Genomic DNA, 12,495 nt, shown 5'->3' with positions numbered 1-12,495 from the left:
AGCCCCCTAACGCACCCAGGCCCACATGGCGTAGGTCAAAAGACCCGCCACGCCGAGCAGCATCACGAAGGCGTAGTGATAGACGTAGCCGCTCTGCAGCACGCTGAGCCCGCGCCCCGCCTTGGCCGAGACCTGGGCCACGCCGTTCGGCCCCAGGCCGTCGATGATCTTCTGGTCGCCGCCCTTCCAGAACAGGTCGCCCAGCGCCTTGGCTCCGCGCACGAAGATGAAATCGTAGACCTCGTCCACGTACCACTTGTTGTAGAGGAAGCGGTACAGCAGGCCGTTGTTGGCCGCGAGCCGCGCCGCCAGCCCCTCATGCAGCAGGTAGAAGTAGGCCGCGACCAGCAGGCCGATCACCGAGGCGACGAGCGGTAGCAGCGCGACCCATTTCGGCGCTTCCTCGAGGTTGGCCAGGATGTGGTTGTTGGCGCCGGTGTAGATGGCGCCGCGCCAGAAGGCGTCGCGGCCTTCGCCGATGAACAGGTGGGCGAACACGCCGCCGGCGAAGATCGCGCCGATCGACAGCGCCACCAGCGGCAGCAGCATCACCCAGGGGCTCTCGTGCGGCTTGAAATCGTGGCCGTGGCCATGGGCGTCGTGCCCATGGTCGGCGGTGACGTCGGGTTCGGAGTGGGTCTCGATCTGGGCCGATGAGGCATGGCCGTGGCCGGCGTGGGCGACCGCCGCCCCACCGTGGGCGTCGCCATGGTCCGCCGCATGGCTCCACTTGGCCGTGCCGTTGAAGGTCATGAAGGCCAGACGCCAGGAATAGTAGGCGGTCAGGCCGGCGACCAGGGTGCCGACGATGTAGGCGAAGTAGCCGAACGCCTGGCTGTGGCCCGACTGGAAGGCGGCGGTCAGGATGGCGTCCTTGGAGTAGAAGCCCGCGAAACCGATATCCAGGCCGGGGATGCCCAGGCCGGTGATAGCGATGGTGCCGATCAGCATGACCGCGCAGGTGATCGGCAGCTTGTTATAGAGCCCGCCCATCTTCCGCATGTCCTGCTCGTGGTGCATGCCGTTGATCACCGAGCCGGCGCCCAGGAATAGCAGCGCCTTGAAGAAGGCGTGGGTGAACAGGTGGAACATGGCCGCCTGATAGACGCCCAGGCCGGCGGCGAAGAACATGTAGCCGAGCTGCGAACAGGTCGAGTACGCGATCACCCGCTTGATGTCGTTCTGGGCCAGGCCGACGGTAGCGGCGAACAGGCAGGTGATGGCGCCGATCACGGTGATGATCTCGCGCGCGACCGGCGCGTACTCGTATAGCGGCGACAGCAGGCACAGCATGTAGACCCCGGCCGTGACCATGGTCGCGGCGTGGATCAGGGCCGAGACGGGCGTCGGACCCTCCATGGCGTCGGGCAGCCAGACGTGCAGGAAGAACTGGGCCGACTTGCCGGCCGCGCCGATGAACAGAAGGAAGCCGGCGATATCCAACGCCGACCAGCTGACGCCCGCGAAGGTCCAGCTCGTGCCCGCCTTGGCCGCGATCAGCGGGAACAGCTCGGCGAAGCGGATGGTGTGGAACATCCAGAAGATGGTCATGATCCCGAGCGCGAACCCGAAATCCCCCACCCGGTTGGTGACGAAGGCCTTGATCGAGGCGGCGTTGGCGGTGGGCTTCTTGAACCAGAAGCCGATCAGCAGGTAGCTGGCCAGGCCCACGCCTTCCCAGCCGAAGAACAGCTGCATGAAGTCCGCCGCGGTCACCAGCATCAGCATGGCGAAGGTGAACAGCGACAGGTAGGCGAAGAAGCGCGGCTTGGAGTCGTCCTCGGCCATGTACCCCCAGGAGTACAGGTGCACGAGCGCCGACACGGTGTTGATCACCACCAGCATCACCGCCGACAGGGTGTCGAGGCGGATCGACCAGGTCGACTGGAAGGCGCCTACGTCGATGAAGGGCAGCAGCTGGAACACGTAGTGCTGGGTCCAGCTGCCCCAGGCCACGTTGGCGAAGGTGAACCAGGACAGGCCGCACGACAGGAACAGCAGGGCCGTGGTCACGGCCATGGACAGCTTGTCCCCGATCCGCCGCCCGAACAGGCCGGCGACGATCGCGCCCAGAAGGGGGGCGAAGACGAGGGTGGTGAGCAGGGCCTTCACGTGCGGATCAGCCCTTCATCATGTTGGCGTTGTCCACGGCGATGTCGCCGCGGTTGCGGAAGAAGGTGACCAGGATGGCCAGGCCCACCGCCGCCTCGGCCGCCGCCACCGTCAGCACGAACATGGCGAACACCTGACCCGTCACCTCGTGCAGGTAGGACGAGAAGGCCACCAGGTTGATGTTCACGGCCAGCAGGATCAGCTCGATGGCCATCATGATGACGATGACGTTGCGGCGGTTCACGAAGATGCCGAACACCCCGATGGTGAACAGGATCGCGGCGACCGTGAGATAGGCGGGCAGTCCGACGCTCATTCCGCGATTCCTTCGCCGATCTTGACGCCCTTGATGATCGCCATGCCGGTGGCCGGCGTGCGGGCGGTCTGGGCGGCGATGTTCTGGCGCTTGATGCCGGGCTTGTGGCGCAGGGTCAGCACGATGGCCCCGATCATGGCCACCAGCAGCACCATGCCCGCCGCTTCGAAATAGTAGGCGTAGTTGGTGTAGAGCACCCAACCGATGGTCTCGGTGTTGCTCAGCCCGGTGGCGACGACGGCGTGCACATGGCTGGCGGCCCCGCGCTCGGCGACGGCGGTGGAGACCAGGATCATCTCGACCGCCAGGACCAGAGCCGCGATCCCGCCTATGGGCAGGTAGCGGACGAAGCCCTCACGCAGCGAGGCGAAGTCCACGTCCAGCATCATGACCACGAATAGGAACAGCACCGCGACGGCGCCGACGTAGACCACCACCACCAGCATGGCCAGGAACTCCGCCCCGAGCAGCACGAACAGCCCGGCGGCGGTGAAGAAGGTCAGGATCAGGAACAGGACCGAGTGGACCGGATTCCTGGACACGACCACCATCAGGGCCGCGACCACCGAGACCACGGCCAGGACGTAGAATGCTATGGCCTCCATGCCTAAGGCGGTCCCCTTCGTACCTACACGTTCGGCCCGGCGAATGCGGGCGATGTCAGCGGCCGGCGCGGGACCGCAGATCAGAAGTCGCGCCTTCCTAAAGCACTGTCTTGCCGAGTTGAAGCGCAGACCCGTGGCCCACGCCTATTCCCGGCGCATTTCCGTATTGATACGTCGTCGGACCGTCAGCGGTACGGCGCGTCCAGTTCCAGATTCTTGGCGATCTCGCGTTCCCAGCGGTCGCCGTTGTCGAGCAGTTTCTGCTTGTCGTAGAGCAGTTCCTCGCGGGTCTCGGCGGTGAACTCGAAGTTCGGGCCTTCGACGATGGCGTCCACCGGGCAGGCCTCCTGGCACAGGCCGCAATAGATGCACTTCACCATGTCGATGTCGTAGCGCGTGGTGCGGCGCGAGCCGTCGGCGCGGGGCTCGGCCTCGATGGTGATGGCCCAGGCCGGGCAGATCGCCTCGCACAGCTTGCAGGCGATGCAGCGCTCTTCCCCGTTGGGATAGCGGCGCAGCGCGTGCTCGCCCCGGAAGCGCGGGCTCAGCGGCCCCTTCTCGAAGGGGTAGTAGATGGTCGCCTTGGGCCGCACCATGTACTTCATGGCCAGCCCGAAGGCGCCGACGAAATCCATCAGGGCGGCGCCCTGGGCGGCTTGCTTGACGCGTTGTCCGAACGACATGGGCTTGCTCCTTACGCCGCCGGACCGAACACGCGCCAGGCGCTGACCAGCACTACGGCCAGGAGCGCGGTGGGCAGGAACACCTTCCAGCCCAGGCGCATCAGCTGGTCGTAGCGGTAGCGCGGGACGATGGCCTTCACCATGGCGAACATGAAGAACCAGAACAGCATCTTCACGGCCATCCAGAAGAACGACCCGACCTCGGCCAGCCAGAACAGCGAGGCCGGCAGGTGGATGAACGACATCGGGATGGGCGAGGTCCAGCCGCCGAGGAACAGGATCGACAGCATGGCGCACATCAGCACGATGTTGGCGTACTCGCCGATCATGAACAGCAGGTAGGGGGTGGAGGAATATTCGACCTGGAAGCCGGCCACCAGTTCCGACTCCGCTTCCGACAGGTCGAAGGGCGGGCGGTTGGTCTCGGCCAGGGCGGAGACGAAGAACACCACGGTCATCGGGACCATGACCACGATCAGCGGCAGGTTCTTCAGCCCGCCGCCGAACACGTTCCAGTTCCAGAAGCCGCCGGCCTGATGCTCGACGATGACCGACAGGTTCATCGAGCCGGCCAGCAGGATCACCGTCAGGATCACCAGGCCGATGGAGACCTCGTAGGACACCATCTGCGCCGCCGAGCGCAGGGCGCCGAGGAACGGGTACTTCGAGTTCGACGCCCAGCCGCCCATGATCACGCCGTAGACGCCCAGCGACGACACGCCGAGCAGGTACAGGATGCCGACATTGATGTTGGACACCACCCAGCCCGGCGCGAACGGGATCACCGCCCAGCTGCCGAAGGCCAGGATGAAGGTGATCAGCGGGGCCAGGATGAAGACGATCTTGTCCGAGCCGGCCGGGATGATCGGCTCCTTCAGCACGAACTTCAGGAAGTCGGCGAAGGACTGCATCAGCCCGAAGGGACCGACCACGTTGGGTCCCTTGCGCATCTGCACGCCGGCCCAGATCTTGCGGTCGGCCAGCAGCAGGAAGGCCAGCGAGATCAGCACGCCGACGGTGACGGCCAGCACGCCGCCCACCGTCATCAGCGTCCAGCCGAAGGGCGTGCCCCAGAAGGTTTGCATGGGCATGGCCTACTCCGCCGCCTGCAACCGGCCCAGCGCCTGCGCCTGGGAGGCGGAGCACTCGGCCATGGTCACGCTGGCGCGCGCGATGGGGTTGGTCAGGTAGAAGTCGTCGATGGGGCTGGCGAAGACGGCGTCGGACAGGCTCCCCGCCTCGCCGAATGCACCGAGGTCGAGCCCGGCGGCGCTGGCAGCGCCCGGCGCATAGTCCACCTGGCCGAAGGTGGGGTGGTTGGCCATCAGCTTGGCGCGCAGCTGCTCGAGGCTGTCATAGGCCAGCTTGGCGCCCAGGTGCTCGGACAGGGCGCGCAGGATGGCCCAGTCCTCGCGGGCCTCGCCCTTGGGGAACACGGCGCGGGCGGCGATCTGCACCCGGCCCTCGGTATTGACGTAGATGCCGGGCTTTTCGGTGTAGGCGGCGCCGGGCAGGATCACGTCCGCCCGGTTGGCGCCCGCATCGCCGTGGCTGCCGATATAGACCACGAAAGCGTTTCCGAGCGCGGTGGTGTCGATCTCATCGGCGCCCATCAGCACCAGCACCTCGATCTCGCCCTTGCCGGCGCCGGCGATCATGCCGGCCACGTGCCGCCCACCGTCCTTGGGGACGAAGCCCATGTCCAGCCCGGCCACGCGGGAGGCGGCGGTGTGCAGCACGTTGAAGCCGTTCTTGCCCTCGGCGGTCATGCCGAACGTTCCGGCGGCCTTGGCGGCTAGGTTCAGGATCGCGGAGCTGTCTTCGCGGATCAGCGCGCCCTGGCCGAGCACGATGGCGGCCCCCTTGGCGTCCTTGAAGAAGTCGCCCTCCCCGTCCACCAGCTTCTGCAGCGAGGACGGACCGGCGCCGAAATACTCGTAGCTGTAGCGCAGGTCGGCATGCTCGCCGATCACGCCCACCCGCAGCTTGCCGGTCAGCCAGGCCTTACGGATGCGCGCATTGACCAGCGGCGCCTCCTTGCGAAGGTTCGTGCCCACCAGCAGCAGGCGGTCGAGCTTCTCGATCCCGGCGATGGTGGTGTTGAACAGCCAGCTCTCGCGCGGGCCGTAACCGAGCTTGGCGCCGTCCTGGCGGCAGTCGAGGTTCTTGACCCCCAGCGCCGAGAACAGGTCCATCGCCGCCTTCATCGACTCCGCGTCCTGCAGATCGCCGGCGATCACGCCCACCTTGTCGGGCGACACCGCGCGGATACGGCCGGCCACGGCCGCGAAGGCCTCGGCCCAGGTGGCGGGCTTCAGCTTGCCGTCGACGCGCACATAGGGCCGGTCCAGCCGCTGGCGCATCAGGCCGTCCGGCACGTAGCGGGTCTTGTCGGAGATCCACTCCTCGTTGATGTCCTCGTTCACGCGCGGCAGGATGCGCATGACCTCGCCGCCGCGCGCATCGACTCGGATGGCCGAGCCGACCGCATCCATCACGTCCACGCTCTCGGTCTTGGTCAGCTCCCAGGGGCGGTAGTTGAAGGCCCAGGGTTTGTGGGTCAGCGCGCCCACCGGGCAGATGTCGGCTAGGTTGCCGGAGAGTTCGCTGGTCAGCGCCTCTTCCAGATAGGAGGTGATCTCGGCGTCCTCGCCCCGGCTGATCATGCCCATCTCGGACACGCCGGCGATCTCGGTGGAGAAGCGGACGCAGCGCGTGCACTGGATGCAGCGGGTCATGGTGGTCTTGATCAGCGGGCCGAGGAACTTCTCCTCCACCGCCCGCTTGTTTTCCGCATAGCGGCTGCCGTCGCGGCCATAGCCGATGGCCTCGTCCTGCAGGTCGCACTCGCCGCCCTGGTCGCAGATCGGGCAGTCCAGCGGGTGGTTGATGAGCAGGAACTCCATCACCCCTTCGCGGGCCTTCTTCACCATCGGCGTATTGGTGAAGATCTCCTGCTTGTCGGCGGCCGGCAGGGCGCACGAGGCCTGGGGCTTGGGCGGGCCGGGCTTCACCTCGACCAGGCACATGCGGCAGTTGCCGGCGATCGACAGCCGCTCGTGATAGCAGAAGCGCGGGATCTCCTCCCCCGCCAGCTCGGCCACCTGAAGCACCGTCAGGCCGGCTTCGAACTCGATTTCCTTGCCATTGACCTTGGCCGTGGGCATTCGACTTCCTTCGGACTGACTATTCGGCCGCGATCAGGGTCGCGCCCTGAACGTGCGGCCTGCCGGAGCGGTATTGGCTGATGCGGGCTTCCACCTCGGGGCGGAAGTGGCGGAACAGGCCCTGGATCGGCCAGGCCGCCGCGTCGCCGAGCGCGCAGATGGTGTGGCCCTCGACCTGGGTGGTGACCTCGAGCAGCATGTCGATCTCGCGCATCTCGGCGGTCCCGGCCGCCATGCGCTCCATCACCCGCCACATCCAGCCGGTGCCCTCGCGGCAGGGCGTGCACTGGCCGCAGCTCTCGTGCTTGTAGAAGTAGGCGATGCGGGCGATGGCCTTGATCAGGTCGGTGGACTTGTCCATCACGATCACCGCCGCCGTGCCCAGGCCCGACTTCAGGTCGCGCAGGCTGTCGAAGTCCATCAGCGCGGTCTCGCACTGCTCGGCCGGGATCATCGGCACCGAGGAGCCGCCGGGGATGATGGCCTTCAGGTTGCCCCAGCCGCCGCGCACGCCGCCGCAGTGGTCCTCCAGCAGCTGCTTCAGCGGAATGGACATCGCCTCTTCCACATTGCACGGCTGGTTCACGTGGCCCGACACGCACATCAGCTTGGTGCCGGTGTTGTTCGGCCGGCCGAAGCCCGCGAACCAGTCCGCCCCGCGCCGCAGGATGGTGCCCACGACCGCGATGCTCTCGACGTTGTTGACCGTGGTCGGGCAGCCGTACAGGCCGGCCCCGGCCGGGAACGGCGGCTTCAGGCGCGGCTGGCCCTTCTTGCCCTCCAGGCTTTCCAGCAGGGCGGTCTCTTCGCCGCAGATATAGGCCCCGCCGCCGTGGTGGATGTAGACGTCGAAATCCCAGCCGTGGACGTTGGCCTTGCCGATCAGCCGGGCCTCGTAGGCCTGCTTGACGGCGTCTTCCATGATCTCGCGCTCACGCACGTATTCGCCACGAATGTAGATGTAGCAGGCGTGGGCCTGCATGGCGAAGGAGGCGATCAGGCAGCCTTCGATGAACAGGTGGGGATCATGGCGCATGATCTCCCGGTCCTTGCAGGTGCCGGGCTCGGACTCGTCGGCGTTGACCACGAGGTAGTGCGGCCGGTCCTTCACCTCCTTGGGCATGAAGGACCACTTCAGGCCGGTGTTGAACCCCGCCCCGCCCCGGCCACGCAGGCCGGAGTTCTTCATGTTGGTGATGATCCAGTCGCGCCCGCAGGACAGGATGTCCTTGGTCGCGTTCCAGCAACCGCGCTGCTTCGCCCCCTCCAGGCCCCAGTCGTGGAAGCCGTAGAGGTTGGTGAAGATGCGGTCCTTGTCTTCGAGGATGCCGACCATCAGGCGCTCTTCACGTGGTTGAGCCTGCGCATTTGCAGGAATTGAAAGGCGGCCGCCGCAAGCGCGATCAGGCCGAAGGCGAAGATCACCGCCGACATGCCGTTGACGTGCGGCCCGGGCGCGCTCAGCCCGACCCACAGGCCCAGCCCGCCATTGGCGAGGAAGGCCGCGCCGAACAACAGGGCCAGCAGGGCCCGGCTGGCCTGGGGCTGTTTCCAGAAGCCGCCTGTCACGCCACCGGCTCCGGCTTGGGTTCGGGCTCGGGCGCGTTGGGGATCTTGGCCAGAGGCTGGGCGCGCGAACCATCGTACAGGCTGGCGTCGCTCAGCGTCTGGGCGCCGCCGGCGGGCTCGGAGCTGCGGCGGCCGGCGTAGCTGCCGGGCGCGGGTTTCTTACCGGCGCGGAAGTCGGCGATGATCTGGCGGAAGCTCTCCGGCGTCAGGTCCTCGTAGTAGTAGTCGTTGATCGCGGCCATCGGGGCGTTGCAGCAGGCGCCCAGGCACTCGACCTCTTCCCAAGTGAACAGGCCGTCGGCGCTCAGATGGCTCTTCGGACCGATCTCGGTCTTGCAGATCTCGATCAGGTCGTTGGCCCCGCGAAGCGCGCAGGGCGTGGTGCCGCAGACCTGGATCAAGGCGGCGCTGCCGACCGGCTCCAGCATGAACATGGTATAGAAGGTGGCGACCTCGTAGATGCGGATCACCGGCACCGAAAGCATCTCGGCGACCAGGCGGATGGCGGGTTCGCTGACCCAGCCCTCCTGCTTCTGCACCAGCCACAGCAGCGGGATCGAGGCCGACTGCTTGCGGTGCTCGGGATACTTGCCCAGCCAGAAGTTCACCTTCTCCATCGAATCCGGGGAGAAGGCGAAGCTCGGCGGCTGTTCCTTGGCGAGACGGCGGACGCTCATATCTGTCCTTGGCGGTTCCAGAGGGGACGCCGAACACGGTCGCCCGCAAAGTTCACGGCGGCGGGTCCCAGGATCGCCAGGACGCCGGGGATCGCCCACCCGATATTATAGGGCATGGCGAAAGCGACCACGCTGGCGACCAGCAGCAGGGTGAACACCGGCAACATGGCGTGCAACGCGAGCGCCACGCGCTTCCCGCGGGACGCACCCTGCCGGTCCAGCCCGAAATAGAGCGTCGCCGTACCGACCATCAGCGCCAGGAAGGCGGCGACGTCGAAACCGGCGCCAAATGCGAACCATTCCCCGTGGGTCACCGATCCACCTCCCCGAACACGATGTCCAGCGAGCCCAGGATGGCGGAGACGTCGGCCAGCAGGTGGCCGCGGTTCATCCAGTCCATGGCCTGGAGGTGGGCGAAGCCCGGCGCGCGGATGTGGCAGCGATAGGGCTTGTTGGTGCCATCGGCGACTAGGTAGACGCCGAACTCGCCCTTGGGCGCCTCGACCGCGACGTAGACCTCGCCCGCCGGGACGTGGAAGCCCTCGGTGTAGAGCTTGAAGTGATGGATCAGGCTTTCCATCGATCGCTTCATCTCGGCGCGGCGCGGCGGGGCGACCTTGCCGTCGGTGGTCAGCACCGGGCCGGGCGTCTTGCGCAGCCGCTCGATGCACTGCTCCATGATCCGGATCGACTGGCGCATCTCTTCCATGCGCACCAGGTAGCGGTCGTAGCAGTCGCCGTTATTGCCGATCGGGACGTCGAAATCGAAATCCTCGTAGCCGTCGTAGGGCTGGCTCTTGCGCAGGTCCCAGGCCACGCCCGAACCGCGCACCATCACGCCGGAAAAGCCGTGCTCGAACGCCTCTTCCTTGGTCACCACGCCGATGTCGACATTGCGCTGCTTGAAGATGCGGTTGGGCGTGACCAGCCCGTCGATGTCCTTGAGCACCTGCGGGAAGGTGGTGCACCAGCGGGCGATGTCGTCGATCAGGGCCGGTGTCAGGTCCTGGTGCACGCCGCCCGGACGGAAGTAGTTGGCGTGCAGGCGCGCGCCGGACGCCCGCTCGTAGAAGATCATCAGCTTCTCGCGCTCTTCGAAACCCCACAGCGGGGGTGTCAGCGCGCCGACATCCATCGCCTGGGTGGTGACGTTGAGGATGTGGCTGAGGATGCGGCCGATCTCGCTGAACAGCACACGGATCAGCTGGCCCCGCTCCGGGACCTCGACGCCGAGCAGCTTCTCGATGGCGAGCACATAGGCGTGCTCCTGGTTCATCGGAGCGACGTAATCGAGACGGTCGAAATACGGGATGGTCTGGAGGTAGGTGCGCGCCTCCATCAACTTCTCGGTGCCGCGGTGCAGCAGGCCGATGTGCGGGTCCACCCGCTCGACCACCTCCCCGTCCAGTTCCAGCACCAGGCGCAGCACGCCGTGGGCGGCCGGGTGCTGGGGGCCGAAGTTGATGTTGAACTTGCGCACCGGCGTCTCGTCGGGCGCCGGGGCCGGGACGGTGGTGGAAGCGATCTCGACCGGGAGCTGCCCAGCGACGGGCGTGGAGATATCGTCGGCCATGACTACTCCTTGCCTGCGCTGGTGATCGCCTTGGCGGCGGCGTTCATGGCCTTCTCGTCGCCGGGGATCACGTACTGATAGCCCGTCCCCGCCAGGGCGGTGCGCGAGCCTTCCCAGGGCGAGAGGAAGTCGAACGCGCGAAATTCCTGCGGCAGCTTCACCGGCTCGTAGACCACCCGCTTCAGCGCCTCGTCCCAACGCACCTCGACATAGCCCGTCATCGGGAAGTCCTTGCGCAGGGGATGCCCGTGGAAGCCGTAGTCGGTCAGGATGCGGCGCAGGTCGGGATGGTTGTCGAAGAAGATCCCGTACATGTCGAACGCCTCGCGCTCGTACCAATCCGCCGCCGGGTGCACCGAGACCACGGACGGCACCGGGGTGTCCTCGTCGGTCTGCACCGTCACCCGCAGGCGGCGGTTCTTCACGAACGACAGCAGTTGGTAGACCACGTCGAACCGGCGCGCCCGCTCGGGATAGTCGGCGCCGCTGATCATGGTCAGCTGGACGAAGCGGTAGTTGGCGTTGTCGCGCAGCGTAGTCAGCAGATCGACGATGCGGTTCGGCTGGGCCGAGACGCTCAGCTCGCCATACTCGATCTTGAAGCCGGTCGCCGCGCCCGGCGCATCGGCCAGGATCGCCTCGCCCAGCGCCTTCAGCTCTTCGTCGGGGACGGTGAAGCTCATCGCTCGATGGTCCCCGTGCGGCGAATCTTCTTCTGCAGCTGCAGCAGGCCGTAGAGCAAGGCCTCGGCGGTGGGCGGACAGCCCGGCACATAGGCGTCCACCGGCACGATCCGGTCGCAGCCGCGCACGACGCTGTAGCTGTAGTGGTAATAGCCGCCGCCGTTGGCGCAGGAGCCCATCGACAGCACGTAGCGCGGCTCGGGCATCTGGTCGTAGACCTTGCGCAGGGCCGGGGCCATCTTGTTGGTCAGGGTGCCGGCCACGATCATCAGGTCGGACTGGCGCGGGCTGCCGCGTGGGGCCATGCCGAAACGCTCGATGTCATAGCGCGGCATCGAGGCCTGCATCATCTCGACCGCGCAGCAGGCTAGGCCGAAGGTCATCCACATCAGCGAGCCGGTGCGCGCCCAGGTGATCACGTCGTCCAGCGCGGCGGTGACGAAGCCCTTGTCGGCCAGTTGGCCGGACAGCAGTTCGAAGCCCTCGTCGTGCAGCCGGGGATCGTAGCCCTGCACGCCCGAACGGGCGGCGGCGCCCGCGGGGACCAGCAGGCCGGAGGGCGACAGGGTCAGACCGCTCGAACGCGACGTCGTCGGCTCGGCGCCAGGGCTGGCGGGGGTGGCTACTCCCATTCCAGGGCTCCCTTCTTCCACTCGTAGACGAAGCCGATGGTCAGGATCGCCAGGAAGCACATCATCGACCAGAAGGAGAACACCTGCAGGTCGTGCGGCAGCTTCATCAGCGTCACCGCCCAGGGGAACAGGAAGGCCACTTCCAGGTCGAAGATGATGAACAGGATCGACACCAGGTAGAAGCGCACGTCGAACTTCATGCGCGCGTCTTCGAAGGCGTTGAAGCCGCACTCATAGGCGGAGATCTTCTCCGGGTCCGGATTGCTCGGAGCCAGGGTGAAGGCCGCGATCAGGAACGCGGACCCGATCACCACGGCTATGCCCATGAAGATCAGGATCGGTAGGTACTGCAGCAGGAAGGCGGTCATCAGGCCCTCGGATGGGAATCGAAGCCTTCTAGACCAAGCGAAGCAGGGCTTCAAACGGCGCCGCAGCAAAACGTGGCAGATGCGAGACGTTCGCAGAATTATGGGCTTGA

At 66.5% G+C, this 12,495-nt stretch carries 14 protein-coding genes; all 14 read right to left on the bottom strand.

The genetic code is table 11. From position 1 onward, the window contains the following. Positions 1 to 6: 6 nt before the first annotated feature. The 14 genes from nuoL to GSQ87_RS18245 all read right to left on the bottom strand — a co-directional run bounded on the left by nuoL (position 7) and on the right by GSQ87_RS18245 (position 12,385). A complete protein-coding gene (gene nuoL, locus GSQ87_RS18310) occupies positions 7 to 2,112 on the bottom strand; it encodes an NADH-quinone oxidoreductase subunit L (protein ID WP_158916910.1) in 2,106 nt (701 codons plus the stop codon). Positions 2,113 to 2,119: 7 nt separating this feature from the next. Beyond that, a complete protein-coding gene (gene nuoK, locus GSQ87_RS18305) occupies positions 2,120 to 2,428 on the bottom strand; it encodes an NADH-quinone oxidoreductase subunit NuoK (protein ID WP_158916908.1) in 309 nt (102 codons plus the stop codon). Further along, a complete protein-coding gene (locus GSQ87_RS18300; RefSeq protein WP_158916906.1) occupies positions 2,425 to 3,033 on the bottom strand; it encodes an NADH-quinone oxidoreductase subunit J in 609 nt (202 codons plus the stop codon). The genes nuoK and GSQ87_RS18300 overlap by 4 nt, the downstream gene beginning before the upstream one ends. 185 nt (positions 3,034 to 3,218) lie before the next feature. Continuing rightward, complete coding sequence (nuoI, locus tag GSQ87_RS18295; RefSeq protein WP_158916904.1) at positions 3,219 to 3,716, bottom strand: NADH-quinone oxidoreductase subunit NuoI; 498 nt, start codon at positions 3,714 to 3,716, stop codon at positions 3,219 to 3,221. An 11-nt stretch (positions 3,717 to 3,727) separates the two neighbouring features. Next, a complete protein-coding gene (nuoH, locus tag GSQ87_RS18290; protein WP_158917886.1) occupies positions 3,728 to 4,801 on the bottom strand; it encodes an NADH-quinone oxidoreductase subunit NuoH in 1,074 nt (357 codons plus the stop codon). A gap of 9 nt (positions 4,802 to 4,810) precedes the next feature. After that, positions 4,811 to 6,883, bottom strand: coding sequence for an NADH-quinone oxidoreductase subunit NuoG (gene nuoG / locus GSQ87_RS18285; RefSeq protein WP_158916902.1), 2,073 nt, complete (start codon positions 6,881 to 6,883; stop codon positions 4,811 to 4,813). A gap of 19 nt (positions 6,884 to 6,902) precedes the next feature. Then, the gene (gene nuoF / locus GSQ87_RS18280) at positions 6,903 to 8,219 is read right to left on the bottom strand and encodes an NADH-quinone oxidoreductase subunit NuoF (protein WP_158916900.1); all 1,317 of its coding nucleotides are present in this window, start codon (positions 8,217 to 8,219) and stop codon (positions 6,903 to 6,905) included. Further along, complete coding sequence (locus GSQ87_RS18275; RefSeq protein ID WP_158916898.1) at positions 8,219 to 8,452, bottom strand: hypothetical protein; 234 nt, start codon at positions 8,450 to 8,452, stop codon at positions 8,219 to 8,221. The genes nuoF and GSQ87_RS18275 overlap by 1 nt, the downstream gene beginning before the upstream one ends. Further along, positions 8,449 to 9,129, bottom strand: coding sequence for an NADH-quinone oxidoreductase subunit NuoE (gene nuoE, locus GSQ87_RS18270; protein WP_158916896.1), 681 nt, complete (start codon positions 9,127 to 9,129; stop codon positions 8,449 to 8,451). Before nuoE ends, GSQ87_RS18275 begins: the two co-directional genes overlap by 4 nt. Next, positions 9,126 to 9,443: a hypothetical protein gene (locus tag GSQ87_RS18265; RefSeq protein ID WP_158916894.1), complete on the bottom strand. Its 318-nt coding sequence runs from the start codon at positions 9,441 to 9,443 to the stop codon at positions 9,126 to 9,128. The genes nuoE and GSQ87_RS18265 overlap by 4 nt, the downstream gene beginning before the upstream one ends. Next, positions 9,440 to 10,702, bottom strand: a complete 1,263-nt coding sequence (locus GSQ87_RS18260; RefSeq protein WP_158916892.1) for an NADH-quinone oxidoreductase subunit D — start codon at positions 10,700 to 10,702, stop codon at positions 9,440 to 9,442. Before GSQ87_RS18260 ends, GSQ87_RS18265 begins: the two co-directional genes overlap by 4 nt. A 2-nt stretch (positions 10,703 to 10,704) precedes the next feature. Further along, positions 10,705 to 11,385: an NADH-quinone oxidoreductase subunit C gene (locus GSQ87_RS18255; RefSeq protein WP_158916890.1), complete on the bottom strand. Its 681-nt coding sequence runs from the start codon at positions 11,383 to 11,385 to the stop codon at positions 10,705 to 10,707. Further along, complete coding sequence (locus GSQ87_RS18250) at positions 11,382 to 12,038, bottom strand: NADH-quinone oxidoreductase subunit B family protein (protein ID WP_371416686.1); 657 nt, start codon at positions 12,036 to 12,038, stop codon at positions 11,382 to 11,384. Before GSQ87_RS18250 ends, GSQ87_RS18255 begins: the two co-directional genes overlap by 4 nt. Beyond that, a complete protein-coding gene (locus GSQ87_RS18245) occupies positions 12,008 to 12,385 on the bottom strand; it encodes an NADH-quinone oxidoreductase subunit A (RefSeq protein WP_158916886.1) in 378 nt (125 codons plus the stop codon). The genes GSQ87_RS18250 and GSQ87_RS18245 overlap by 31 nt, the downstream gene beginning before the upstream one ends. Positions 12,386 to 12,495: the final 110 nt, after the last annotated feature.

The organism is Caulobacter sp. S45 (assembly GCF_009765965.1).
GTDB lineage: Bacteria > Pseudomonadota > Alphaproteobacteria > Caulobacterales > Caulobacteraceae > CAHJWH01.
Note: the sequence above shows the minus strand (reverse complement) of the source record. Positions and strands in the feature narration are given on the sequence as shown.